The sequence below is a fragment of the Streptomyces sp. NPDC001493 genome (assembly GCF_053597235.1).
The window spans coordinates 232467-257877 of record NZ_JBSFHV010000002.1; the positions used below are offsets into that span (position 1 = coordinate 232467).

At 70.6% G+C, this 25411-nt stretch carries 22 protein-coding genes and 2 CRISPR repeat arrays; of the genes, 15 read left to right on the forward strand and 7 right to left on the reverse strand.

The window, feature by feature from the left end:
* Window positions 1-107 precede the first annotated feature (107 nt).
* From ACWCWD_RS03570 to ACWCWD_RS03580, 3 genes are all read left to right on the forward strand, one after another.
* Window positions 108-1238, forward strand: a complete 1131-nt coding sequence (locus tag ACWCWD_RS03570) for an NADH:flavin oxidoreductase (RefSeq protein ID WP_450769928.1) — start codon at window positions 108-110, stop codon at window positions 1236-1238.
* Between the two features lie 595 nt (window positions 1239-1833).
* The gene (locus tag ACWCWD_RS03575; RefSeq protein ID WP_450769929.1) at window positions 1834-3240 is read left to right on the forward strand and encodes an ammonium transporter; all 1407 of its coding nucleotides are present in this window, start codon (window positions 1834-1836) and stop codon (window positions 3238-3240) included.
* The gene (locus tag ACWCWD_RS03580) at window positions 3237-3575 is read left to right on the forward strand and encodes a P-II family nitrogen regulator (protein WP_390958887.1); all 339 of its coding nucleotides are present in this window, start codon (window positions 3237-3239) and stop codon (window positions 3573-3575) included. Before ACWCWD_RS03575 ends, ACWCWD_RS03580 begins: the two co-directional genes overlap by 4 nt.
* A 60-nt stretch (window positions 3576-3635) precedes the next feature.
* Here the strand turns inward: ACWCWD_RS03580 and ACWCWD_RS03585 are convergent, their stop codons facing one another.
* Both ACWCWD_RS03585 and ACWCWD_RS03590 read right to left on the reverse strand, forming a co-directional pair.
* Window positions 3636-4550, reverse strand: a complete 915-nt coding sequence (locus tag ACWCWD_RS03585; RefSeq protein ID WP_450769931.1) for a class II fructose-bisphosphate aldolase — start codon at window positions 4548-4550, stop codon at window positions 3636-3638.
* A gap of 164 nt (window positions 4551-4714) precedes the next feature.
* Window positions 4715-5605 (reverse strand): SIS domain-containing protein, encoded by an 891-nt coding sequence (locus ACWCWD_RS03590; RefSeq protein WP_450770359.1) that lies wholly within the window; start codon window positions 5603-5605, stop codon window positions 4715-4717.
* A gap of 362 nt (window positions 5606-5967) precedes the next feature.
* Here ACWCWD_RS03590 and ACWCWD_RS03595 point away from each other — a divergent pair, with 362 nt between their 5' ends.
* The 9 genes from ACWCWD_RS03595 (at window position 5968) to ACWCWD_RS03635 (ending at window position 16608) form a co-directional block, all read left to right on the forward strand.
* A complete protein-coding gene (locus ACWCWD_RS03595; protein ID WP_450769933.1) occupies window positions 5968-6768 on the forward strand; it encodes a DeoR/GlpR family DNA-binding transcription regulator in 801 nt (266 codons plus the stop codon).
* A gap of 750 nt (window positions 6769-7518) precedes the next feature.
* Window positions 7519-8748 carry an ATP-binding protein gene (locus ACWCWD_RS03600; protein WP_450769934.1) on the forward strand — a complete coding sequence of 410 codons (1230 nt, stop codon included), beginning with the start codon at window positions 7519-7521 and terminating at the stop codon, window positions 8746-8748.
* Window positions 8745-9149 (forward strand): roadblock/LC7 domain-containing protein, encoded by a 405-nt coding sequence (locus tag ACWCWD_RS03605; protein ID WP_327176957.1) that lies wholly within the window; start codon window positions 8745-8747, stop codon window positions 9147-9149. Before ACWCWD_RS03600 ends, ACWCWD_RS03605 begins: the two co-directional genes overlap by 4 nt.
* On the forward strand, window positions 9146-9520 hold the full coding sequence (locus ACWCWD_RS03610) for a DUF742 domain-containing protein (RefSeq protein WP_450769936.1): 375 nt from the start codon (window positions 9146-9148) through the stop codon (window positions 9518-9520). The genes ACWCWD_RS03605 and ACWCWD_RS03610 overlap by 4 nt, the downstream gene beginning before the upstream one ends.
* On the forward strand, window positions 9495-10085 hold the full coding sequence (locus ACWCWD_RS03615) for a GTP-binding protein (protein WP_358761401.1): 591 nt from the start codon (window positions 9495-9497) through the stop codon (window positions 10083-10085). The genes ACWCWD_RS03610 and ACWCWD_RS03615 overlap by 26 nt, the downstream gene beginning before the upstream one ends.
* Before the next feature lie 58 nt (window positions 10086-10143).
* Window positions 10144-11532 (forward strand): cytochrome P450, encoded by a 1389-nt coding sequence (locus ACWCWD_RS03620; RefSeq protein ID WP_450769938.1) that lies wholly within the window; start codon window positions 10144-10146, stop codon window positions 11530-11532.
* A gap of 244 nt (window positions 11533-11776) precedes the next feature.
* Window positions 11777-12916: a cytochrome P450 gene (locus ACWCWD_RS03625; protein WP_450770360.1), complete on the forward strand. Its 1140-nt coding sequence runs from the start codon at window positions 11777-11779 to the stop codon at window positions 12914-12916.
* Between the two features lie 4 nt (window positions 12917-12920).
* Window positions 12921-13736, forward strand: a complete 816-nt coding sequence (locus tag ACWCWD_RS03630; protein ID WP_450769940.1) for an enoyl-CoA hydratase/isomerase family protein — start codon at window positions 12921-12923, stop codon at window positions 13734-13736.
* A gap of 688 nt (window positions 13737-14424) precedes the next feature.
* Window positions 14425-14679: a CRISPR direct-repeat array (repeat unit 27 nt; unit sequence GCTCCCCGCGCGTGCGGGGATGGTCCC).
* Window positions 14680-14835: 156 nt separating this feature from the next.
* Window positions 14836-16608, forward strand: a complete 1773-nt coding sequence (locus tag ACWCWD_RS03635; protein WP_450769942.1) for an NlpC/P60 family protein — start codon at window positions 14836-14838, stop codon at window positions 16606-16608.
* A gap of 37 nt (window positions 16609-16645) precedes the next feature.
* On the opposite strand, the gene ACWCWD_RS03640 is transcribed toward ACWCWD_RS03635, so the two are convergent.
* The 3 genes from ACWCWD_RS03640 to ACWCWD_RS03650 form a co-directional block, all read right to left on the reverse strand.
* Window positions 16646-17791 carry a Fic family protein gene (locus ACWCWD_RS03640; protein WP_450769944.1) on the reverse strand — a complete coding sequence of 382 codons (1146 nt, stop codon included), beginning with the start codon at window positions 17789-17791 and terminating at the stop codon, window positions 16646-16648.
* An 839-nt stretch (window positions 17792-18630) separates the two neighbouring features.
* Window positions 18631-18846, reverse strand: coding sequence for a hypothetical protein (locus tag ACWCWD_RS03645; RefSeq protein ID WP_450769946.1), 216 nt, complete (start codon window positions 18844-18846; stop codon window positions 18631-18633).
* A gap of 273 nt (window positions 18847-19119) precedes the next feature.
* Window positions 19120-19572, reverse strand: a complete 453-nt coding sequence (locus tag ACWCWD_RS03650) for an ATP-binding protein (protein ID WP_450769948.1) — start codon at window positions 19570-19572, stop codon at window positions 19120-19122.
* A gap of 226 nt (window positions 19573-19798) precedes the next feature.
* Here ACWCWD_RS03650 and ACWCWD_RS03655 point away from each other — a divergent pair, with 226 nt between their 5' ends.
* From ACWCWD_RS03655 to ACWCWD_RS03665, 3 genes are all read left to right on the forward strand, one after another.
* Window positions 19799-21163: an XRE family transcriptional regulator gene (locus ACWCWD_RS03655; RefSeq protein WP_450769950.1), complete on the forward strand. Its 1365-nt coding sequence runs from the start codon at window positions 19799-19801 to the stop codon at window positions 21161-21163.
* Between the two features lie 153 nt (window positions 21164-21316).
* A CRISPR array of direct repeats spans window positions 21317-21835; the repeat unit is 29 nt; unit sequence GTGCTCCCCGCGCGTGCGGGGATGGTCCC.
* A gap of 408 nt (window positions 21836-22243) precedes the next feature.
* The gene (locus tag ACWCWD_RS03660; RefSeq protein WP_450769951.1) at window positions 22244-22609 is read left to right on the forward strand and encodes a PH domain-containing protein; all 366 of its coding nucleotides are present in this window, start codon (window positions 22244-22246) and stop codon (window positions 22607-22609) included.
* 84 nt (window positions 22610-22693) lie between these two features.
* Entirely contained in the window at window positions 22694-23071 is a 378-nt protein-coding gene (locus ACWCWD_RS03665; RefSeq protein WP_450769953.1) for a VOC family protein, read from the forward strand.
* Window positions 23072-23149: 78 nt separating this feature from the next.
* Here the strand turns inward: ACWCWD_RS03665 and ACWCWD_RS03670 are convergent, their stop codons facing one another.
* Together ACWCWD_RS03670 and ACWCWD_RS03675 are read right to left on the reverse strand one after the other, a co-directional pair.
* Window positions 23150-23953: a peptidoglycan recognition protein family protein gene (locus ACWCWD_RS03670; protein ID WP_450769955.1), complete on the reverse strand. Its 804-nt coding sequence runs from the start codon at window positions 23951-23953 to the stop codon at window positions 23150-23152.
* A 222-nt stretch (window positions 23954-24175) separates the two neighbouring features.
* Window positions 24176-25402 carry a cation:proton antiporter gene (locus tag ACWCWD_RS03675; RefSeq protein ID WP_450769957.1) on the reverse strand — a complete coding sequence of 409 codons (1227 nt, stop codon included), beginning with the start codon at window positions 25400-25402 and terminating at the stop codon, window positions 24176-24178.
* Window positions 25403-25411: the final 9 nt, after the last annotated feature.

The following is a 25411-nucleotide window of genomic DNA, read 5'->3' on the forward strand; positions in this document are numbered from 1 at the left end:
CGGACGCCGGGGGAGAGCTCCGCCACAAGGGGTGGGACCGGGAAGCGTCAGGGGTGGACGGGTGTTGAGAACGGGGGTACCGACACCCCCGACGAAGAGGACTCGACGTGACCGATGTGAATGCCCTCCCCGGAGCCCACCGCGCGGCGGAAGCCCTCTCGCGCCCGTTCACCGTGCGCGGGCTGACCTCGCGCAACCGGATCGCCATGGCGCCCATGACCCGCTCGTTCTCCCCGGGCGGTGTCCCGGGCCAGGACGTGGCGGAGTACTACGCCCGCCGCGCCGCCGGCGGGGTGGGGCTGATCATCACCGAGGGCACCTACGTCGATCACCCCTCTGCCGGGACCAGCGGCCGGGTGCCGCGCTTCCACGGTGAGGACGCGTTCGCCGGCTGGGCCGATGTCGTCGACGCCGTACACCGCGAGGGCGGCGCGATCGTTCCCCAGCTGTGGCACGTGGGCGTGACCCGCACCGAAGGCGCCCCGCCGTACACCGACGCCGAGCCGGTCGGCCCGTCGGGCATCTCCCTCACGGGCGAGCCCAAGGGGCGCGCCATGACGCAGCAGGACCTCGACGACGTGATCACGGCCTTCGCCGACGCGGCCGCGGCGGCCGAGCGCCTCGGCTTCGACGGTGTCGAGCTGCACGGCGCCCACGGCTACCTCATCGACCAGTTCCTCTGGTCGGGCAGCAACCGCCGTACGGATGCCTACGGCGGCGACCTCGTCGCGCGCACCCGTTTCGCCGCGGAGATCGTGGCGGCCTGCCGGGCGGCCGTCTCCGACTCCTTCCCCCTCATCTTCCGCCTGTCCCAGTGGAAGTCGGACGCGTACGACGCGAAGCTCGCGGAGACCCCCGAGGAACTGGGCGCCCTGATCACGCCGCTGGCCGAGGCTGGGGTGGACGTCTTCCACGCGTCCACCCGCCGCTACTGGCTGCCGGAGTTCGAGGGCTCCGACCTGAACCTCGCCGGCTGGGTGAAGAAGATCAGCGGCCTGCCGACGATCACCGTCGGGTCGGTCGGCCTGGACGGGGAGTTCTTCAACGCCTTCCGGGGCCTGGGCTCTCCGGTCACCGGCATCGAGCAGCTGCTCGACCGGATCGAGCGCGACGAGTTCGACATGGTGGCGGTCGGCCGCGCCCTGATCGCCGACCCCGAGTGGGCGGCGAAGACGCTGGTGGGGCGGACCGAGGACATCGCCCCGTTCAACGCGGAGATGCTGAAGTCGCTGCGCTGACGGTGGGCCGAGGGTGGAGCCGGGGTTGAACTCGGGTGGAGCCGGGGCGTTGACCGTCTCCACCCAGGGGTCTACCCCCGGCTCCACCCGGAGGGCTCCCTCTGTTCCACCCAAGATCCACCCGAGTTCAACCCACGGGCTGAGGGCAATCGCCGGCGTCCGGCGGATAGTCGAACGCATGACATCCTTCGACTCGATCCTCTCGGCCGGCCACGGCATCAGCAGCCGCCCGTCCTCGGTCGCCACGGCAGTGCCGCTCACCACAGTCACGCGCACAGCAGTCACCCGCACAGCACTGCCGCACACAACACTCACGCTCACCCCACTAGTGCGCCCCGCTCCGACGCGCACCCCACCGACGCGCACCCCACCGGTTCACTCACGCCCAACTCCGCCCCGACCGCCGGGCACTGGGCTCTCTCGCGGCCGGGCACCCCGACCACCCGCCGTCCCCGCGCCCCGCACCGGGCGTTGTTCCTTACGTCACCCTCGGGCAATGAAATGCGCCGGAAACCCCCGCGTGCTCCGTACGTAACGCGCGCCCGCGACCCTCTCCTTCGCCGGAACCCCACGCCGCCCCGAGGAGGGCCCCCTGGTGACCCCTGCTCCCCTTGCCGCGGCAGGTCTCGACACGGGCGATACCGCCTGGCTGCTCGCCGCCACCGCACTCGTCCTGCTGATGACTCCTGGGCTCGCCCTGTTCTACGGCGGCATGGTCCGCGCCAAGAGCGTCCTGAACATGCTGATGATGAGCTTCGTGGCGATCGCTCTGGTCACGGTCGTCTGGCTGGTCGCCGGCTACACCCTCGTCTTCGACGGCGACTCCTTCGCCGGGCTCATAGGCGGCTTCGACCACCTGGGGCTCGCCGACATCGGCCCCGACACCCTGACCGGCGGCGTCCCCACCCTGCTGTTCGGCACCTTCCACCTGACCTTCGCGATCCTCGCGGCATCGCTGATCAGCGGGGCGGTCGCGGACCGCATGCGGTTCGCGGCCTGGGTGGTGTTCGTACCTGTATGGGCCCTCCTCGTATACGTTCCGGTCGCGCACTGGGTCTGGGGCCCGGGCGGGTGGATCACGCGGACGCTCGGCGCGCTGGACTTCGCCGGGGGCCTCGTGGTGGAGATCGCCTGCGGGGCTTCGGGGCTGGCGCTCGCGCTGGTGCTGGGACCGCGCATCGGCTTCAAGAAGGAAGCCATGCGCCCGCACAACCTGCCGATGGTGATGCTCGGTGCCGGACTCCTCTGGTTCGGCTGGCTGGGCTTCAACGGCGGTTCGGCCCTGCACGCGGACGGCTTGGCGGCGGCCGCGGTCCTCAACACCCTCGTCGCCGGCTCGACCGGTCTGCTCGGCTGGCTCTTCGTCGAGCAGAAGCGCGACGGTCACCCGACCACCTTCGGTGCGGCGTCGGGGGCGGTCGCCGGGCTGGTGGCGATCACGCCCGCGTCGGGCACGGTCGGGGTGCTGGGCGGTGCGGGGGTCGGCCTGGCGGCGGGCGTGGTGTGTTCGTACGCGGTGGCCTGGAAGTTCCGGTTCGACTTCGACGATTCGCTCGACGTGGTGGGCGTCCACTTCGTCGGGGGCGTCGTCGGCACCCTGCTCATCGGGGTGTTCGCCACCGCCTCGATGACCGGCGGCCCGGAGGGACTTCTCCACGGCGGAGGACTCGCCCTGCTCCTGAAGCAGGCGGTGGCGGTGCTGGTCGTGTCCGCGTACACCTTCCTCATGACGTACGGGGTGGCCAAGGCGATCGACCGGTCGATGGGGCTGCGCGCCTCCGGCGACGACGAACTCGCCGGGCTGGACCGGACGGTGCACGCGGAGAGCGCCTACGATCACGGCGTCCAGGGCCTCGCCTCCCCGCAGGCGCACGTCCCGGGCACCCATCCGCACGGCGCTCACGCGCACGGCGGCCAGTCGCACGGCGGCCACTCGCACGTCGCCCAAGCGCCCGGCGGCCACGCGAACCCGCCCACCAAGGACAGGACTCCGCCCTCATGAAGCTCATCACCGCGGTTGTGAAGCCGCACCGCCTCGACGAGGTGAAGACCGTCCTCCAGGAGCTCGGTGTGCAGGGCCTGACCGTCACGGAGGCCAGCGGGTACGGACGCCAGCGCGGCCACACCGAGGTGTACCGGGGCGCCGAGTACCGCGTGGACCTGGTGCCCAAGATCCGCATCGAGGTCCTCGTGGAGGACGCCGACGCGGACGCGGTCATCGACGCCGTCGTCCGCGCGGCCCGGACCGGCAAGGTCGGCGACGGCAAGGTGTGGGCCGTCCCGGTGGAGACCGTCGTACGCGTCCGTACCGGGGAGCGCGGCCCCGACGCGATATGACCCGCATGAGGTGACCCCGGCGCCGGTGCCCCGCCACGCTCCGTACGCCGGCGCTACGGGTCAGTGGGCCCGAGCCTGCGCGACGACAGGGGCAGCGGGGACACCCGGATCGACGGGCACCACGGTCCCGTCGAGGACGCCGATGAAGGCGGTGACCGTGCGGCTCATCGCCGTGCGGCCGAGACCGAGGTAGCCGCGCGGGTCCACGGCCCGGGGATCGTCGGCGAGGTGGGCCCGGACCGCGCCGGTCATCGCGGTGTTCAGGGCGGTGCCGACGTTGATCTTCGAGATGCCGCCGGTGACGGCCCGACGCAGCTCCGCGTCGGGTACGCCCGAGGAGCCGTGGAGCACCAGCGGGAGGTCCAGCGCCTCGCCCAGCCGCCCCAGCAGACCGTGGTCGAGGCGCGCCGTGCGGACGGTCATGGCGTGGGAGCTGCCGACGGCCACCGCGAGGGCGTCGACACCGGTGGCCGCCACGTACGCGCGCGCCTCGTCCGGGTCCGTCCGGGCGCCCGGGGTATGGGCGTCGAGCGGCGCCTCGCCGTTCTTGCCGCCCACCTGACCGAGCTCCGCCTCCACCCACAGCCCGTTCCGGTGGGCCCAGAGCACGGCGGACCGGGTGGCCGCCACGTTCTCCTCGTACGGCAGCCGGGAGGCGTCGAACATCACCGAGCTGAACCCGCACTCGGCGGCCTGGTGGAGCAGCGGGACGCTGTGGACGTGGTCCAGGTGGAGCGCCACGGGCACCCCGGCCGACCGGGCCGTCTCGGCGGCGGCGCGGGCCAGCGGGACGGGGCGGCCGTGGTGGAACTTCACCGCGTTCTCGCTGATCTGGAGGATGACCGGCGAGCCCGCCCGCTCGGCGCCTTCGACGATCGCCTCGGCGTGTTCCAGGGTGATGACGTTGAAGGCCGCGACGGCCCGGTGCTCGGAGGCGGCTGCGGCGACCAGGTCACCGGTGGCTGCGAGGGTCATGTGCGTGTCTCCAGAACGGTGTCGAACGAGGAGTACGGCAGGGACTGCGGGGAACGGCAAGAACGGCGAGGACTGCGGGCACGACGGGCACGGTGGGTCAGGAGGCACACCGGGCCCACCGGGCAGAGGGAGCGACGCGAGGCCGGAAGGCGCGGGCGCCTGGCCTACACGATTTCCTGGAGGACGACCGAGCGCGTCAGGTGACGCGGCCGGTCGGGGTCGAGGCCGGAGGCGGTCGCGCGGGCGACGGCGAGCCGCTGGACGCGGATCAGGTCGGCCAGCGGGTCCAGGCTGCTCTCCACCCACCGGGCTCCGGTGGCGCGCAGCTGCTCGGCGAGACCGGCGGGCGCGGGTCCGAACATCCAGGTCGCCGTGGTGTCCGTGGCGATGCTGATCGGACCGTGGCGGTACTCCATCGCCGGGTAGGACTCGGTCCAGGCCAGCGAGGCTTCCTTCATCTTCAGCGCGGCCTCGTTGGCGAGGCCCACCGTCCAGCCCCGGCCGAGGAAGGAGAGCTGGGTGGCCTCGACCAGGCCCTCGGGCAGCGGCTCCGAGAGAGCCGTTTCGGCATCGGTCACCACGGCGTCGGTGTGCAGCCCCAGATGGGCGCGGAAGAGGGTGAGCGCGGTGGTGGCGAACCGCGTCTGCACCACGGACTCCTCGTCCGCGAAGCCGAGTTCGACGATGTCGTCGGAGACCGCCCGGACCTCGGCGCTGGGTACGGCCGTGACGACGACGGTACGGGTGGTGCCGTGCAGCCGGCCGAGCAGTTCCAGTACCTCGGTGGTGGTGCCGGAGCGGGTGAGGGCGACGACCCGGTCGTAGCGACGGCCGAAGGGGAACTCGGAGGCGGCGAAGGCGTCCGTCTCGCCGAGTCCGTTGCTCTCGCGCAGCGCCGCGTAAGCCTGCGCCATGTAGTAGGAGGTGCCGCAGCCCACGACGGCGATGCGTTCACCGTGGGCGGGGAGGGCGGCCTTGGCCTGCGTGGACGCCAGCTCGGCGGCTCGGCGCCAGCAGGCGGGCTGACTGGCGATCTCGGCTTCGACGAAGGTCACGGTCACGGAGTGCGCTCCTGACAGAGGGAGGGATGCTCGGCCTGCGGCGGTCCTGCACGCGCCACCCGAGAGGCGGGCACACCCAAGCCCCGCATGCTCGTTCTTGCACGCTAGCGGCTTCTATCGAGCATTTTCAAGCATCCAACCCCATACTTCTTTCATCGTTCGATCATTTCCTCTGCTCGTGTCAGGCTTGCGTCTGTCCGGTTTTCGCCCCCGAGGGCGGCCCGGAACCCGCACGCCCCGCACCACGCACACACCGCACGTCCCGCACCACGCACGCCCCGAACACCACGCACCACGCACGCCATGCACCCCGCACGCCAGACCCCGTACGCCACACACATCCGAGGAGAGCGCCTGTGTCCAGGGACGCCCGGTGGAACGCCCTGCTGGAACTGCTCGCCGCGCACGGCCGGGTGGAGGTGGAGGAGGCCGCGTCGACCCTGGAGGTGTCGGCCGCGACCATCCGCCGGGACCTGGACCAGCTCGCGGAGCAGCAGATGCTCACCCGGACCCGGGGTGGCGCGGTCGCGCACGGGGTCTCGTACGAACTCCCGCTGCGGTACAAGACGGCGCGTCACGCCTCGGAGAAGCAGCGCATCGGCCGCGCCGTGGCCGACCTGGTGCCGGCGGGCGGCGTGGTGGGCCTGACCGGCGGCACGACGGTCACCGAGGTCGCGCGCGGCCTCTCGGTACGTACGGACATCGGCGGCGACAGCGCGGCCGGCAGCAGCGCACCGCCCGCGCTGACCGTGGTGACCAACGCCCTGAACATCGCGAACGAGCTGGTGATCCGGCCGCAGATCAAGATGGTGGTGACCGGCGGAGTCGCGCGCCCCCAGTCGTACGAGCTCACCGGGCCGTTGGCGAGCGGGGTGTTGGAGGAGATCACGCTCGACGTCGCCGTACTGGGCGTCAACGCGATCGACGTCCGGGAGGGCGCGTACGTCCACCACGAGGGCGAGGCGGCCGTCAACCGGCTGCTGGCCGAGCGCGCTCAGCGGGTGATCGTGGCGGCCGACTCCTCGAAGATCGGCCGCCGGGCCTTCGCCCGGGTCTGCGAACTGCGGCGGATCGACGTGCTGGTGACCGATACCGCCATCGACGACGAGACAGCGGCCGGGTTCCGCGAAGCGGGCGTGACCGTCATCGCCGTCTGAACCTCATCCGGCCCGCGCCGAGCCCCGAACGCGCGCGCATCCCGGCACCCCGCCCCGCCGCACGCGGCCCCATAGACCGGCAACACCACCCCACGCAGCCCCGCCTCACCCCACGCGGCCCCGCCTCACCACCCCACACCACCCCGCACCACCCCACGCAGCCCCGCCACACCACCCCACACCACCCCGCACCACCCCACGCGGCCCCGCAACGCCCCAAATCCCCCCGCACCATCCCCGCACCACCCCCGCAAAGCGGCCCGCCGCACGCCCCCATGATCCCCACGGCATCCCCGCACGATCCCCACACTCCACACCACCTCACCGCGCCGCCCCCCGTACCGCCACGCACGCCATCGAATGGCCATCTCCCGCACCCCGCAGCGCAGTCGCGCCGACGCCCGCGCGCCATGGACGCACGTGTCACCACCTCACCGCTCACTGCCGCGAACGGACATCCCCCCGCACTCCGCGCGCATATGACGGTGGATCATAAATGCGCATAATCGGTCGAGACCGCGCAACTGGCGGTCAGCAATTCACACTTACATATGCCACCCATGTAAGATCAACTGACTTCCAGTGGGCTGATGGCGTATAGGGGGCGCTCCGCAAGGGGTGACAACCTCGGCCCCGACTTCGGAGGGGCATTCCCTGCATGGCGCGGTCCAGGGCTCGTTGAGCCAGGGAATGCGGCAGGCACGGGGGCGTCAAGCCGTATCCGTAGCCATGGCACTTGAAGTGAGTCTCATGACATTTCCACAGGACGCTGTCCTCTGGGCACTGATGGTCGTAGCACTGGTCGCCGTTGGCGCCGTGTTGCGGGCTCGTAAAACCAATATCAGGCTGCGCAGGCAGACCAACGAGCTCAGAACCGAGCGCGAGGGCCTGTGGCGGCAGCGTGACGAGTGGCAGGCCGCACAGACCGGCCTCCTGCATCGGCACGCCGCGGAGCTGGCCGATGTCCGCAAGGACGCCGAGGAGGAGACCAAGGCCGTCCTCAAGGCGGCCGTGCGTACCCTCCAGGGCCTCGCCGACCAGCAGCAGGTCGTCATCGAGAAGGCTCAGACGAAGTACGGCGACGACCCGCAGATCCTCGCCGACCTCATGGCGATCGACCACGCCAACAGCCAGTTCGGCCGCCGGGCACAGGGCATCGCCGTGCTCTGCGGTGGCTGGCTCGGCCGCCGCGAGACCGTCGCCTCCGTCTTCGACGTGGCCCGCAGCGCCCAGGGCCGTATCCGGCACTTCGACCGGGTCCGGATCAACGGGCAGGTGAACTTCTCGGTGGTCAGCAAGGCCGTCGAGCCGGTCGCCGTGGTCCTCGCCGAGCTGATGGCCAACGCCACCAACTACTCCGCCCCGGGCACCCCGGTCGAGATCAACATCCAGGCCGTGCCCTCGGGCGTCTGCCTCATCGTGGACGACGCCGGTCTCGGCATGGGCCAGGAGGAGAAGGACCGCGCGGGCGCCCTTCTCGACCCTCGTGCGGAGATCACCGTCTCCAGCCTGGGCATCCCCCCTCAGTTCGGGTTCGCCGTCTCCGGCCTGCTGGCCGCCCGCTACGGGTTCAGGGTTTCGGTGGACTCCGTATCCCCCTACGGAGGTGTACGCGCGGTGGTTCTGCTCCCCGACGAGCTGCTGACCGGCGACGTGCCGCCGATCCCCGTGCCGGTCACCCGGGAGACCTCGGCGCCGTCCGTGCCGTCGCTCCCGGCGCGTACGGCCCCGACCGCCCCGACTCCGCTGTTCCCCGACGCCGTACGGCAGGAGCCCTTCGCGCCCGTCGCGCCGCCGGCCACCACCGCCGGCGGTCTGCCCAAGCGCCGCCGTCAGAGCCCGGTCTCCGTCCTGCCCACGGCGGCGGCCGAACCGGCTCCGATACGCAGCAACCACGAGACGGCCTCCCGGCTCGGCGCGTTCCAGCGGGGCACGCGGTCCGGACGTGACACGACGATGGAAGGAACCGAGAACCAGTGAATCCCGACCTGTCGTGGGTACTCGACGACGTGCTCCAAGTACCCGGCGCCCGACACGCCATCCTCGTGTCCGCCGACGGCCTGCTGCTGGCCAGTTCGGCCGACATCGGCCGTGACGACGCCGAGACGGTCGCCGCCGCCATGAGCTCGATGCAGTCGCTGAGCCGGGCCGTCGCCCCCTTCATCGGCACCCGCGCGCCCGGCCAGTGGCGGCAGACGCTGCTGGAGTACGAGGACGGCTGGATCTTCCTCATAGCCGCCGGCAGCGGCGCCTATCTGGCTGCGGCGGCGGCCGCCGACGTGGACATGGAAGCCATGTCGTTCCGCATGCAGCAGCAGGTCGGAGCGGTCGGGAAGGCGATGAGCACACCTCCTCGCCAGACGGCGGGAAGCGACGCATGACGGCCCGGGGCGAGGAAGAGGCCGTCTCCAGCGGATTCGTCCGCTCGTACGTCATCACCGGCGGGCGCGGTCTGCCCGACGCGGATGCACTCTCCCTCGTCACGCTCGTCACCATCGCCCCGGACCGGGAGATGCCCACGCAGGCGGGTCCCGAGGTCAGGGCGATCTGGGAGCTCTGTTCCGGCGGCTACCTCTCGGTCGCGGAGGTGGCCGGCCACCTCCAGCAGCCCGTAGGGGTGGCCCGGCTGCTGCTCCAGGATTTAGCGGAACAGGGCCACCTGATCCGGCGCAAGGCCCCGCCCGCCGCCCAACTCGTCGACCGGAAGATCCTCGAAGAGGTGTTGCATGGACTCCACGTCCGCTTCGGCTGAGAACATCTATGTGCCGGACGCGGTCCAGCGCGCGGCGAAGATCCTCGTCGTCGGACACTTCGCCGTGGGCAAGACCACGCTCATCGGCACGCTCTCCGAGATCACTCCGCTGCGCACCGAGGAGCGGATGACTCAGGCCGCCGCCCACCTGGACGACCTGCGGAGCGCTCCCGGCAAGGAGACCACGACGGTCGCCCTGGACTTCGGCCGCCTGACGCTCAGCGACGAACTGGTGCTGTACCTGTTCGGCACCCCGGGCCAGCAGCGGTTCGTGCAGCTCTGGGAGGACATGGCGCGCGGGTCGCTCGGCGCTCTGCTGCTGATCGACCCGGGCCGGCTCGCCGACACCTTCCCGGTGATCGACCTGGTCGAACGGTACGGCCTGGAGTACGCGGTCGCCGTGAACAGCTTCGACCCCGCCACGCAGCACAGCGAGGACGAGCTCCGCGAGGCGCTCGACCTGCTGCCGGACACCCCGGTGATCCACTGCGACGCGCGTGACCAGAAGTCGTCCGCACAGGCCCTGATCACGCTGGTGCAGCACCTGCTCGCCCGCGTCGCCTGACCCTTAGCCCCACCCCCCACGGGCCGGTTCCGGCCCGCCTTCACACCGAGGAAGAGACATGGACCCGTCGCCGGGAGCCAACCCGCACGGCGCCCCCTCCGGGTGCCCGATGCACCAGGGGCGGCAGACGTCGCTCTACGGCCCTGAGTTCGCGGCCGATCCGCATCGCGTGTACGAGGCGCTGCGCGCCCACGGAGCCGCGGCACCGATCGAGCTGGCTCCCGGCGTGGAAGCCACCCTGGTGGTCGAGCACGAGGCGGCGCTCCGGGTCCTCCAGAACCCGTCGCTCTTCGCGCGCGACTCACGGCGGTGGACCGCGCTGCGCGAGGGACAGGTCCCGCTCGACAGCCCGGTGCTGCCGATGATGGCGTACCGGCCCAACTGCCTCTTCACGGACGGCACCGAGCACCTGCGGCTGCGCAAGGCCGTCACCGAGAGCCTCGCCCGGCTGAACCCCAGCCGGCTGCGGCGGGACGTGGAGCGCATCGGCGACTACCTGATCGACCAGTTCATCGAGCGGGGCAGCGCCGACCTCCTCGGCGACTACGCGAAGCTGCTGCCGCTGCTGCTCTTCAACCAGCTCTTCGGCTGCCCCGGCGACATCGGTGACCGGCTGACCCGTGACATGTCCGCCATCTTCGACGGTGAGGACGTGCTGAACGCCAACGCCCGCCTGACGGAATGCCTGATGGAGCTCGTCTCCCTCAAGCGGCGTCAGCCCGGCGAGGACATCACCTCCTGGCTCATCCAGCACCCGGCCGGGCTCAGCGACGAGGAGCTCAAGGACCAGCTCGTCGTGCTGATGGGTGCGGGCGTCGAGCCGGAGCGCAACCTGATCGCCAACGCGCTGCTCGCCATGTTGTCGGGCGACGCGGACGGGGGCGGCCACCGCGGCGGCGGGCTCCTCGTGGAGGACGCCATCGACGGGGTGCTCTGGAACAACCCGCCGATCGCCAACTACGCGACGCACTTCCCCGTTCAGGACGTCGACCTGAACGGCATGATCCTCAAGGCGGGTACGCCCGTACTGATCAGCTTCGCCGCCGCCAACAGCGACCCGGACCTCAACGCCGCCCGCGAGACCATGGCGAAGGGCGCCCACCTCGCCTGGGGCGCCGGACCGCACGTGTGCCCGGCGAAGTCCCCGGCCCAGTTGATCGCCCTCACCGCCATCGAGAAGGTGCTCAACTCCGTACCGGACATCGCTCTCGCGGTGCACCCGACGGCCGTCGAGTGGCGGCCGGGGCCGTTCCACCGCGCGCTGGTCTCCCTGCCGGTGGTCTTCACCCCCACCGCGGCCCGACACGGCATGACGCACCATCAGGTCACCGCGTCCGCAAGGACTTCCACCGAGACGCCTCAGGTGACGCCCCGTCACCACGCGGCCGACGCGCCGAAGAAGAACAAGGGTTGGTGGAGCTCCTTCCTCGACGTCTTCCGCGTATGAATTGACCATTCCTGAGGCATATACCTGTGACATGGCCAACAAAGATCGGCGCATGAGCGGGACATGCCCGCGGGTAGGTTCTGGGCGGTAACCGGATGCCCAGGACAAGGAACTCTCCGTGAGTGCGAAAAGTGGCATAACCAAGCCCGTCGTCGACCGCCGGGCCCTGGTCACCCTTCTGCGCACACTCAAATCACCGGACGGGCAGGCGAATCCCTTCTCCCTGCTCGCCGAATTGCGGGCCATGGGTGACGTCGTCCCCGCCCCCTGGGGCGGGTACTTCGTCACCGGCTTCGACTCCGCGAACCAGGTGCTCCGGGGACGCGGCTGGCTGGCGCCCGACTTCGCCTGGCAGGAACGCCAGGAGGACTCCGGGCGCTGGGACGCCGTCGCCACCCAGGAGATGACCAAGACCCTCGCGCGCCTCAACGCCCCGGAACACACCTGCCAGCGGCGCAGTCTCGGCAACCTCTTCGACCGGTCGACGATCGAGCGGCTCACCCCGCAGGTCGAGGAGCACGTCCGAGGGCTGCTCGACGACCTGGCCGGGGCGCTCGAAGGCGGCGGCGAGGCCGACTTCGTCTCCCTGGTGAGCGACCGGCTCCCCATCTCCACCATCGGCGGCTGGCTCGGTATCCCCGCCGAGGATTACGACCACATCCTGGAGATCACCCACAACCAGGTGCACGCCCAGGAGTTGCTGCCGAACCGCAGCGAGCTGGCCATCTCCGCCGACGCCACCGCGCACCTGCGGAAGTACTTCACCCAGCTGGTCCAGGAGCGCCGCGACCACCCCCGCCACGACGTCCTCACCGGGTGGATCCACACCTGGGACGCCATGGAACCGGACCGGGAGACGGCCGACGAGATCCTCTACCGGCTCACCATGTTCGTCACCATCGCCTCCCTGGAGACCACCGCCACCCTGCTCTCCTCCGCCGTGTCCCTGCTGGCCGGCGACCCCGCGCGCTGGGCGGAGCTGCGCGCCCACCCGGAGCTGGTCGACGACGCGCTGGAGGAGGTCCTCCGCTACGACCCGCCGATCGCCATCAACACCCGGGTCGCCGCCGAGGACACCGAGCTGGCGGGCGTCACGATCCCCAAGGACGCCATGGTGCATGTCATGTACGGGGCAGCCAACCATGATCCGCGCCGCAACGAGGACCCTCTCACCTTCGACATCGGGCGCCGGGGCAACCACCTCACCTTCGGCGGCGGCGTCCACTACTGCCTCGGCGCGGCCCTCGCCCGCCTGGAGGCCCGCTCGCTCCTCGTCCAACTCCTCGACCGCTTCCCGGACATCCGGGTCTCCACCCCTGCCACGTACGCCTCACGGATGGTCTTCCGACGCGTGACCTCTCTCGGCGTGACGAATCGAATGTGACGACATGAAACTCCCGCTCTCCGAATTCCTCTCGCCCTACGGCCGCCGCACCGGCACCGTACGCACGCTGCGCGAAGGCCCCGTACTCCGCGTCGAACTGGACCGCGCCGCCGAGGGCAACACGGTCACCGAGGCGATGCTCGACGACCTGCTGACCGTCCTCGCCGTACCGGACCCGGAGGTACGCGTCCTCGTCCTGAGCGGCGCCGGACCCGACTTCAGCCTCGGCGGCGACCGCAACGAGTTCGCGGACTGGCTCGACGAGGACCCCACCGGGAGCGGCATCCGGATCGCCGGCGACAAGGCCCGCCGCGTCTGCGAAGCCCTCACCGGCTGCCCCGCGGTCACCGTCGCCCGCGTCCAGGGCAAGGTCATCGGCGCCGGCCTGGCGCTCGCCCTCGCCTGCGACCTGCGCGTCGGCGCGGACACCACCACCTTCCGCCTCCCCGAACTCGCCCTCGGCCTGCCCACCGCCTGGGGCGGCGTGCTCCCCCGCCTGATCAACGAGATCGGCGCCGCCCGCGCCCGCGAACTGATACTCACCGGCCGCGTCTTCGACGCCCAGGAGGCGTACGAACTCTCGGTCCTCCAGAAGGTCGCGCCCGAGGCCGAACTCGACCGGGCCGTCGCCGAATGGACCAAGCCGATCGTCCGCCGCCCCGAGTCGGCCCTCCGCGTGACCAAGGCCCTCTTCGCCTCCTACGCGGCCCCGACCCGCCTGGCCGACCCGTCCCTCCTGGACGCCGAACTCATGGCCTCGGTCGCCGCCGCCCACCACTACGCCCGCAACAGCGGCTCACGGGAGGCCCGGGCGCGGTAGGCCGTGGCCCAGGCGGTACCAGCCACCCACGGGAGAAATGCTCCCAAGAAGCACCTCGGCCCTACGCACATGGATCTGACCGACACGCTCGGCGCTCCGGTTCGCCACACCCCAGTCCGCCTTCTGCCGTCCATGCGTTTTCCGCCGCACATGTCCGTGGGCGGTGCTCGTCGCGTGAAGACACTTCAGACGGCATACGGGCTGCCGAGCCTCTGGGCATTCACCTCGCAAGACCCGCCAAGCGCGAAGCCCATCTCATGGTCTCAGGAGAGGGCCCTGATGTATGCGAGCGCCTGAAGGCCGAGGCCACACAAGGCAAAGCCCGCGCTTCCCCCACCCACCAGTACGTCCGACAGAGGGCTTCGCGCCCCGTACAGGGCTCCACCGACCACCAAGCCCACGGTGGCGGAACCTAACAGCACTGCGAGAACCTCAAGCGGACGCTGACTGCGAGAAACTGGTACGTCGTTCACTGACACTCGTGACCCCTAACTCAAGTCCGGGCTCGCCCCTGCGGAGGTGTAATCCGACTGGAGGCATTTCACGGACTGGAACGAGAGTGCCCTCACCGTGGGCACGGGCTGGACCTCAACCTGCTTCCCTTAAGGGGCGGCCGAGCTCTGCCATGCGCACAACTGTGCGTTTGCCGAATCTCCACACCCCCACAAAACGATCATTTGCGGCAGACGCTCCCCGCGCGTGCGGCGATGGTCCAGTCTTGGTCTGAGGCAGCGCTCCCCGCGCGTGCGGGGATGGTCCCGGGCGTAGTACCGGGGCAGCTTGCTTTCCGTTGTGCTCCCCGCGCGTGCGGGGATGGTCCCCTGCTTCCCTTGAGGTGCACCTTCTGCCACAAGTGCTCCCCGCACGTGCGGGGATGGTCCCGGGCGTAGTACCGGGGCAGCTCGCTTTCCGTTGTGCTCCCCGCGCGTGCGGGGATGGTCCCGAGGAATCAGGATGGCGAAGACCGAGGAGGATGTGCGTCCCCACACACGAGTGCGGGGACAGACCCGATGCGGAGCGCGGATCCCCGCGCCGAGGCCGACGACTCCGGCGCCGCCGCCCCGTTCCTCGGCGTGGGCGCTCATAAGATCATGGCCGCATGTCACCCACCTCCCGCCGCACCATGCTTGCCGCTCTCGCCGGTGCCGCCGCCTCCGTCCCTCTCGGCACAACGGCTGCCACCGCCTCGCCCAGAACATCGATGCCCGAGGCCGCTGCGCCCACCGAGGCCACGTCGGCCGCGACGGCGGTCGCCGTCTCCCTCACCTCGCCCCGGTCCTCCGTCACCCTCGGCCCGCTCGACCCCGCCTACTACACCGCCGTCTCCCTCGGCACCCTCACCACGAGCGTGCTGCCGGGCACCCCCGAGCGCCTGGAGATCACCTGTGGTTCCCGTCGCGTCGCCGTCCTGACCAAGGGCGCGCGCACCGCCGTCCTCACCGGCCCCGAACGCACCTTCACCGAGAACAAGCGCCCCTTCGTGGACGACTTCCGGCGCACCCTCCCCGACCAGACCCTGCCGGTCGCGGACCGCGCGTACTGGGGAACCTCGCCCGCCGGGGGCAGTTGGTCCACGCTGGGCCCCGTCGACACCGACTACGCGGTCGTCCCGGGCACCGCCACCCTCGCGCTCACCACCGACTACGCGAGCCGCCACGCCACCCTGCGGGACGACGCGGTCACCGACGTCGACGTCCGCGCGACCGCCCGCTTCGACAAGGTGCCCACCGGCCAGGCGTGTTCGTACGCCCTGTCCTTCGGCTACCAGGACACCCACAACAACTACCGCGCCAGGCTGTCCTTCCTGACCACGGGCACCGTCGAACTGCGCGTGGAGAAGGAGGTCGCGGACACGGTCACCCAGCTGGCCACCGCCACCACCCTCGCCACCGGAGTACCGGCCGGCACCGACTGGACGATACGAGTCCTGCGCGAGGGCACCCGCATCCGGGCCAAGGCCTGGCGAACGGCCGCCACCGAGCCCACCGCCTGGACTGCGGACGTCACGGACACCACCTTCACCACGGGCCGGGTGGGTCTGCGCGCCCTGGCCAACCAGGGCTGCACCAACCTCCCCGTTACCCTCGCGGTGAGCCGCTTCCAGATCGACGCCGCGACCTGGCAGCAGCCGCCGACCGTCACCCACGACACCTGGGTACGCGTCCTCCCCGAGCCCTTCGACGGCACCTGGACCCCCGCCCTGGAGCAGACGATCCGCGGCTGGGCGGGCTCCCCCGCCCCCGACGTCCTGGCCCACGCCGCCGCCTTCCTCCCGGGAGCCCCCGCCGTGACCACGGCCACCACCCCGGCGACGGGCAAGCAGGTCATGGGCGAGGCCGGCTACGGCTACCTGGACCCGCAGGGCTACCGCTACGAGGGCGCGGACTTCCACGAGTACATGAACACCGGCTGGACCTTCCCCGACGGCACCTGGACGGGCCCCTCCACGAAGCAGGCCGGCAACCTCGACTGCTCCGGGTACGTACGCATGGTCTACGGCTACCACCTGGGCATCCACCTGGCAGCGGGCGAGGACACCTCCAAAACCCGCATCCCGCGCCAGTCCCGTCACATGGCCGACGACACCCCCGGCACCCGGATCGACCGGACGGACGGCACGAACCCGCCCGCCGCAATCCAGCTCCAGCCCGGCGACCTGCTCCTCTTCAACGCCGACTCCGGCGACGACACGGTGACCGCCACCGTCGACCACGTCGGCATCCACCTCGGTACGGACACCAACGGCAAGCGCCGCTTCCTCTCCAGCCGCAAGACCGCCAACGGCCCCACCATGTCCGACCTGGGCGGCGCCTCCCTCCTCGACGGCACCGGCACCTACGCGACGAAGCTCCACACGGTCCACCGCATCTGACCCGGGCCGGGACCCGCACGGGCTGCGGCGGGACGCCTCAGTCGCCGTACGGGTCCCGGATGGTGTGACGCCGCCGAGCGGCATCGAGAACATCGACCGGGAACCGCTCACCGGCCACGTAATGCCGCCCCTTGGTCTGCCCGACCGCCGCCAGGACGCCTGCCTTGACCAGCGCCTGGATGTCCCGGGTGGCCTGCTGGGAGTTCAGCCCCTCGCTCTGCTCGTAACGGGCACGGCGCACCCGCCCCGCCATCGCCACCTCGTGCAGAGCCCCGACCTGCCTCTCACTGACGCCCAGGCTCCCGGCGTGCCGGTCGAGGAGGATCCAGACATCGGCGGACCGCCGGACACGGTGCCGTACGCGCTGAGCCTGCTCGTGATACGCCCGCAGGTTGAACCTGATCCACGGGCCGGTGTCCCGCTCCGGCGAATGGACGGGCCCTCCAACCTCACGGAGCACCCGGTAGTACTCCCAGGTGTTCTCCGGCATACCGAGCCACTCCTCGATGGACGAGAACTCGGGCGCGAGAACCCGCTCCCGCCCGATGACGAGTGTCTGCAGACTGCGCGACATCCGCCCGTTCCCGTCCACCCACGGATGGATCTTCACCAGGTTCAGGTGCGCAATGGCCGCACGCACCAGGGGATCGGCGTCGAGATCCCCCTCATTGAGCCAGTCGACCAGCTCCCCGGTGAGCCCCGGAAGCAGATCCTCGTGCGGCCCCTCGTACTCGGTACGGAGCGGGTCACCGGCCGCGCTGATCCAGATCGGCTTACGACGCCACTGCCCCGCCGGCCTCTGCGCGGTGTGCCGGTGCCCCTGCAACATCCAGTGCAAGGCGTTGAGCAGCCCCTTGCTGTACGAGAAGTCCTCCACGTCGTGGAGCGACTGGATGTACGTCATCGTCTGCTGGTACGCGAGCGTCTCCGCCTTGTCGTCCTCGCTCGCGTCGATCCCCTCGCGCTCCCCGTCCATGAGGTCGGCCACGTCCCGCACATCGACCCGGAACCCCTCGATGGTGTTGGACGCGGCGATCGCGGAGGCGGTGAGGGCACGGCGGAGGTCGCGGCTCATCCTCGCCGGCGCCTGAAGCACCTCATGACGCAGCTCGGTACGCATGTCGGCGACACCGGCGAGAACCCGCTCGTCGGCCGGGGTGAGCGAAGGGAGCGCGTGCAGCATGAGGCAATGATCGCTACTGACCGTCGTTGGGGCGGTCGCGCCTCCATGGTCAGATCCAGGCTCAGACTCACACGCTGCGGACGGCCGATTCTCGTGTGGCCGCCGCTTCAATCGCATCGCACCGAAGATGTCCGCTGTGCAGGGACACGCCACTCCTCATGGGCGAGACTGGGCAATGCGGTCCGCACTGAGCCAAGTTGAATCGTGGCGCACCCCGTCCGACCCCATGTGAGGAGGGGACGCTGGCGGACGGTTGAGCTGGACACAGAAGGCAGAAATGAGGGAAATGCAGCAAATGCCGGAATCGGTGAAGTTGGTCGAATCCAGCGCGTCGGCGCGGTAAAGCCCCAGGTCAGGAAGAGTGCTCCCCGCGCGTGCGGGGATGGTCCCCGGTGGCGCCTGGCCCCCGAGGGCCTGGCGACGTGCTCCCCGCGCGTGCGGGGATGGTCCCCTGTGGGACTCCAACGCGAAGGCTGGGCACCCGTGCTCCCCGCGCGTGCGGGGATGGTCCCGGAAAGCTCAACAAGGCGCAGGGCAAGCTCGCGTGCTCCCCGCGCGTGCGGGGATGGTCCCTGAGGCTGAAGTGGGGGCGCATTGGCATATGCGTGCTCCCCGCGCGTGCGGGGATGGTCCCGAGGGGATGGTGAGGGTGCTCATGCTGCCTCCGTGCTCCCCGCGCGTGCGGGGGTGGTCCCGTGGACACAGGAGCCGCCGGGGACGCCGAAAGGTGCTCCCCGCGCGTGCGGGGATGGTCCCGACCTGCCGGTGGTCGTCACCACGCAGAGCCTGTGCTCCCCGCGCATGCGGGGACGACCACCACCGCACCAACACCCATCAACTCAGCGCCGCAGCCGCCCCCGAGGAGCCATCGGCTCGGCGTCGAGCGCCCAGTGGAGCAGACCCCGCGCGGCCGTCCGCGCGGTGCAGGCCGGGTCGTCCGGGGCGTGGGCGTACATGTCCTCGCGGGCCCCGGAGGCGCTGAAGCCTTCGGAGGCGACGATGAAGTCGCCCGTGATGGACCGGTCGCAGTCGACGCAGATTCGGGGGAACGTCATCGCCGCACCGCCTTCCAGACACGTCCCAGCCGGACCGAGACGGGGCAGGTGGCGCTGGTTCGACACCGTGCGCACCCTGCCGTATGCAGGAGCCACACCCGGTAAGCCCGGTCGCCGTCGGTGTCCGGCGTGGCGGGTGTACTCATCGGGTGGTCACCCCCTCGGGGAGCAACCCGCACGCCACCGGCGTCTCGCGGTTCGCCGCAGCGGGTGGGAGCGGCAGGCCGCGACGGTACCCTAGGGCCCGTGAGCGCCGTAACCGGGATGGGGTTCTCAATTCTCCTCCTGCGTGCGAAGCTCGGCCCATACCTCTTTGCGCTGCGGGCGTCTGCCCGTGCCCTGGATGTCACAGCCCCAGCGGTCGGCGACGGCGTTGATGAGGAGCAGCCCGCGGCCCGACTCGTCCTCGTCGCCCGCGTGGCCGAGCCTCGGCAGGCGCGACGGTTCCTCGTCCACGATCCCGACCCGTACGCATGACGCCCCCGGTCGTTCGACGACGAGACGGATCTCGGGGCACAGGGTGTGCCGAGAGGCGTTCGCGATCAGCTCCGTGATGATCAGCTCGGCCCGGTCGACGAGGGCGTCGAGATTCCATATGGCGAGGACGTCCCGGACGACCCTGCGGCCGGTATCGGCCGTGGACTGCCGGCACGGAAGAACCTCGCTGTACGTGGCCCGGTCGACGGGCACAACCTCAACGGACCTTTGGGGAAGCGGCAATGGCATGGGCTGGAGCCTTTGTGTGGTCTCGGCGCTCGACTCGCCCACACGTGGCATCTACGGGGCCAGTCAAGCAGTCAACAGCCGCTCGCAAGAGGTGGCCGAACCCAAGGCAACTCCATTGCGCCGCGACACGGTTAGGGCGTTAAAGCCCCGCTCAGCAGACCTGCATAGGGCGTTTTGGCCGCCTCTTTACCTGCCGATGGGATTGTGCGCGGGCTACCGTGCGCCCATGGACGCCATCCGTAACAAAGTCCTTGAGACATGGATGACCGAGCACGGCTACAGCTCCAACGCCCTTGCCGATGCCGTCAACCTGGCCATCGGGCGACTGACCGGCCGCTCGGGCGGGCTCGACGGAGCATCGGTTCGAGCGTGGAAGGCAGGCCGCGTCACCTGGCCGAAGTCAGCAACGCGCAGAGCGCTTGAGGACGTCACTGCATTACCCGCCGTGGCCTTGGGATTCGTACCCCGGGGGCAGCATTCGCCCTCCCCTGCATCACCACGGCAACACGAGAGCGAGCCCGGCGTGAAGCGCCGCAGTCTCGTGGGCGGTATCGCAGCAGTAGCCGTGGCGACAGCCGCGTCCGGCACACCATCACCGCAGCGAATCGGCATGAGCGACGTCAACCGGCTCAATAGGCGCTTCACCGAAATCGTCACGAGTGACCACCGCAACGGCAGTCGACTCGCAACCGAGCATCGAGCCGCTGCGCTCGCCGACGAAGCACTCGCTCTCCAGAAGGTGGGCAGTGCCACCCAGCGGGTACGCAATAGTCTCTACGCTTCCGCGGCCGCCTTCCGTTCGTCGGCGATGTGGGCGGCAATCGACGGTCGGCGTTTCGATGTGGCCAAGGCCCACATGCGCGAGGCTCAGGCTCTCGCCGAGATGTCAGGTGACCAGGCAATCAAGTTCCGCATCTGGAGCCACGCGGGCACCCTGTACCGCCACATGGGCCGCGCGACCGACGCCCTGGCGGCGAACGACGTGGCCCGCAACCTCAACCTCGCACGCCGAGACTCCTTGTTCGCCTGCCTGGGCCACGCCCGCCAGGCATCCACTCTCGGTCTCATCGGCGACTCCGCGGCAGTACGGCACGCTCTCGGCTGCGCTCAGGATGCGCTCGAACGCGCCGATCTGAATCTCGCTCGTCCGATCTGGATGGCCGGCGTTCTCAGCGGAGCCGAACTCGAAACGCTTTCGCTCTCCGCCTACCTACGCCTTGGCGCCTTTGGACAGGCCGAGTCACACGGGCACCGGAGCCTGACCCTGCTCCCCGTCTTTGCCGGGCGGGACCGAGCCATCAACTTCGCACGCCTCGCGCACGCCCAGCTAGGGCAGGGCGCGGCCGACGCCGCTACGGCCAGCGCGATGCAGATCCCCGTCGAGGTGGCCCTCCGTCACCCACGCGTCTCACGCATGCTCCAGAAGTTCGATGCCGCGCTACGTTCAACCGCCCCCCGCAGCACGTCCGCCCAGTCGTGGGCCGAGCACACCGCCGCGTGGAGCGTGGAGGCATTCCCACTGCGCCCGCGATCGAACTGCGCGTCCTCACCACACTCCGCACCGTCCGTGGCCACCACAGCGATCCGGTGAGGCGCCCACACGCGCGGTTCCCCGGCGGAAGTCCGCTCTGTTGAGGTTGACTTGACATTCGCGGTGGATGCTTACACGGAGGGTGAAATGTCCGAGTCGGTGAAGTTGGTCGAATCCGGTGCCTTGCCGAGGTAGAACCGCAGGTCAGGAAGAGTGCTCCCCGCGCGTGCGGGGATGGTCCCTTGACGGCTCCCGGGCTGTTGAAGTCCGGAAGGTGCTCCCCGCGCGTGCGGGGATGGTCCCCGGGGCTCCGAGCGCCGAGAGGGCAACCGTCCGTGCTCCCCGCGCGTGCGGGGATGGTCCCCTGCCCGACACCCGGACGCCCGTCGACCGGTTGTGCTCCCCGCGCGTGCGGGGATGGTCCCGACCTCTTGGCGATGGACCCGAAGGGGCAGGCGTGCTCCCCACGCGTGCGGGGATGGTCCCGACCTCTTGGCGATGGACCCGAAGGGGCAGGCGTGCTCCCCGCGCGTGCGGGGATGGTCCCTCGACCGGGGTCACGGGCGACGCGAAACTGTCGGTGCTCCCCGCGCGTGCGGGGATGGTCCCGCAGGGTCGCCGCCCGCGGCCCGCACGGTCTGGTGCTCCCCGCGCGTGCGGGGATGGTCCCGCCTGCACCATCACCGACGCCGCCGCCGTGCGGTGCTCACCGCGCGTGCGGGGATGGTCCCAGCCTTCCCACCTTGGTCCGGCCCCTGATCGCGTGCTCCCCGCGCGTACGGGGAGCAGGTGGCCGACCATTACGGCGTAATACTGCGGGTGCTCCCGCGCGTGCGGGGATGGTCCCGTGTCTTCGGTCGGCCCCTCCGTTAGCGCGGAATGCTCCCCGCGCGTGCGGGGATGGCCCCTCCATGCCGTACTCGTAGAAGCCGAAGTAGTGGTGCTCCCCCGCACGCCCCCCGCGAACGGATTCATGTCGTCCGGGGATCACCCACCCGATCCGGGCAACCATAGGAACGACCGACCGCCGAACCCGATCCGCCCACTTCCCCGGCACCACCATCTGGCACCGCCACCACGCCACGCACCACCGCCACCACGCCCCGCACCCACCACCAACACCACCACCCCGGGACCCCCATGGCCTTCTTCGGCAACGCCCACACCGTCAACCCCGCCACCGCGCAGCAGGACTACGCCCGCCTCATGGGCCCAGGCGAACAGATCCAGGCGGCGTATCTGCTGATCAGGGACACCATCCTGTTCACCGACCGCCGGCTGCTGCTGGTCGACAAGCAGGGGATCACGGGGAAGAAGGTGGAGTACCACTCCGTCCCGTACCGCAGCATCACGCACTTCTCGGTGGAGACGGCCGGGACGTTCGATCTGGACGCGGAGTTGAAGATCTGGATCTCGGGGATGCCGGCGCCGATCCAGAAGACCTTCACGAAGGGCGTCGACATCTACGAAGTGCAGGCGATTCTCACGCAGTTCGTGGCGCGCTGAGCGGCCGGCCGAACGATCCCCGCACCCGAACCGCACGTAACAAACCCCTGCGCACCGGCCCTCCCCCGTGATCGGGTGAGGCCCATGACTTCTGCGATTCGCCACATCACCGTCGACTGCGCCGATCCGCACGCCCTCGCGAGTTTCTGGGCCGCCGTCCTGGGCGGCAAGCTCGCCGAGGACGACTTTCCGGGGGACCCCGAGGCGTCGGTCGCGGCGGGGCCGCACGCGTTGCTGTTCATCGCGGTCGAGGACCGGAAGTCGGTGAAGAACCGGCTGCACCTCGACCTCCAGCCGCAGGACCGTACCCGGGACGAGGAGGTGGCCCGGTTGATCGGTCTCGGGGCCACGCTCCACGAGGACCACCGGAAGCCGGGCGGTGCGGGGTGGGTGACGTTGCACGATCCGGAGGGCAACGAGCTGTGCGTCGAGCGCAGCGCGGAGGAGCGGGCGAAGAACTGAAAAGACGCGGAGGAGCGGGCGAAGAGCTGAAGGACGCGGAGGAGCGGGCGAAAGGCTGAGAGAAGCAGCAAGTGCCGCTCACCGACCCGCTGTTCGCTTCCGTGTCGCCTGGGTCTTCGCCGGGAGGAGGTCCGCGCTGCCGCTGGCGGCCTTGCGGAGGGCGGCGGTCTTCTCGCGGATTTCGGGGAGTTTGGCGTACAGCGCGTCGCCGGGGCAGTCGGTGCCGTAACTGTCGCGGTGGCCCGAAATGACGTTCAGGTCGGCGGAGTTGCCCTTGGGGTAGAGGCTCTCGCTGTTGGTGGAGACGAGGGTGACCATGCCGCGCGGGTCGGTGCCGGGGCGCAGTTTCCAGGCGGCGATGCGCTCGATGGCGTCCAGCATGGGCTGCGGTACGGGGGTGTTCGGGTCGGTGAAGGTGCCGAGGGCGGCTATGCCTACGGTGTCGGCGTTGAAGCCCTTGGTGTGGGCGCCGCGCACCGAGCGGGTGACGCCGCCCGCGCGGCCTTCGTAGATGGTGCCGCAGCGGTCGACGACGAAGTTGTAGCCGATGTCGTCCCAGCCCTCGTCGTTGACGTGGTCGGACTGCACGGCCCGCAGCATCTCGGGGGCGTCGGCGCAGTCGTACCGGTTGCCGTTGTTCGTGTGGTGGATGAAGACGGCCCGGGCTGCCCCGGTGTACTGCGCCTTCTCCTTCACGATCGTTTCGTCGGCGTGCCAGGCGGCGCGGCTGACGATCCGGGGTTCGGCGGGCACCCGTATCCGCTCCGGGGCGACGGCCGCGGCGCGCTCCGAGGAGGGAGCATGCACCGCGGGACCGTCCCGGAGTATCAGGAAGGCCAGCGTCAGGAGTACGGCTCCTGCGGCCAATCGGCGGGACCACATGGGTCCACCCTGCGTCGCCGCGCCGGACTTCGCAGGAGAGCCGGGCAACCGGGTGAAGTCGCGCACCGGAGTCGGCACCGGAGTCGGCACCGGAGTCGGCAGCGGAGTCGACACAGGGACCGCCCGCCCCCGGTGACCTGCGCGGTTGTACGGGGAACGGGTCGCGAGGCCCACCCCCGCCTCCCTCACCACGCCCCTTCGCCACTCCCCTCGCCACGCCCCTCACCACGCCTCCCCGCCCCGCTCCGCCCGGGCTCCCCCGGCCCCCGCGCCCGGCCCCTCCCTCCGGGCCAGGACCCACGGCGCCAGCAGCGGGAACACCAGGACGGAGACCATCGCGGCGCCGACCAGCGCCGCGCCCTCGCCCGTATCGATCACCTTCTCGTCGAGGCCGATGGTGGTGATCGCGACGACGAGCGGGAGGCAGGTCGCCGCGTACAGGGCGAGCGCGCCGCGCTCCGGGCCCGAGGAGAGGTCGGCCGGGGCGAGCGCGAACACGGGGCCGCCGCGCACCAGCAGGAAGAGGAGCAGGAAGGCGGGGAGGAGGGCCAGGGGGCGTCCGCCGTCGAGGAGGGCCCGCAGGTCGAAGTCGATGCCGGTGACGACGTAGAAGAACGGTACGAGGAATCCGAAGCCGATGGCTTCGATCTTGGAGAGGATCGTCCCGCTGCTCTCGGGCACCGCGCCCGTGAGGATGATCCGGGTCAGCATGCCCGCGGCGAAGGCGCCGAGGAGGGTGTCCAGGCCGAAGAGTTCGGAGAGGCCGAGCATCGCGGCGAGCAGCAGCATCACGTAGCGGACCGCGAACTGGGCGCTGCTGTGCAGGGTTCCGGCGACGAGGCGGCCGAACCAGGGCGGCCGGGGCCGGGACGCCCACCAGACGGCGCCGGCCGTCACCACGGCGAACAGGGCCAGCACCACGCTCGCCGCTCCCGGGCTGCGCCCGCTGAAGAGCAGGGCCATCGCGATGATCGGGCCGAACTCGCCGACCGCGCAGAACCCGGTGACCACCATCCCGAACCGGCCTTCCAGCCGCCCCGAGTCGCGCAGGATCGGCAGGACGGCTCCGAGCGCGGTGCTGGTGAGGGCGGTGCCGATGACCAGGCTCCGGGCGAGGTCGCCGCCGTTGATCGCCAGGGAGATGCCGAGCCCGAGGGCGAGCGAGACCACCCAGGCGCCGCCCGCCCGCCGCAGCACCGGGCCGCCGACGTCCGCGAACCGGATCTCGTACCCGGCCAGGAAGATCAGCATCGACAGGCCCAGGTCGGAGAGGGCGTCGATCACCTGGTCGTGGTGGGCCCAGTCGAGAACGTCCGGGCCGATCAGGATGCCCAGCAGGATCTCGAAGATCACCACGGGTACGGAGAGCAGCCGCGAGACGGAGGCGGCGAGCAGCGGTGCCAGGGCGGCCATGGCCATGATCAGGATGAGGGTGCCGGGGTTGTCCACCGTTCGCAT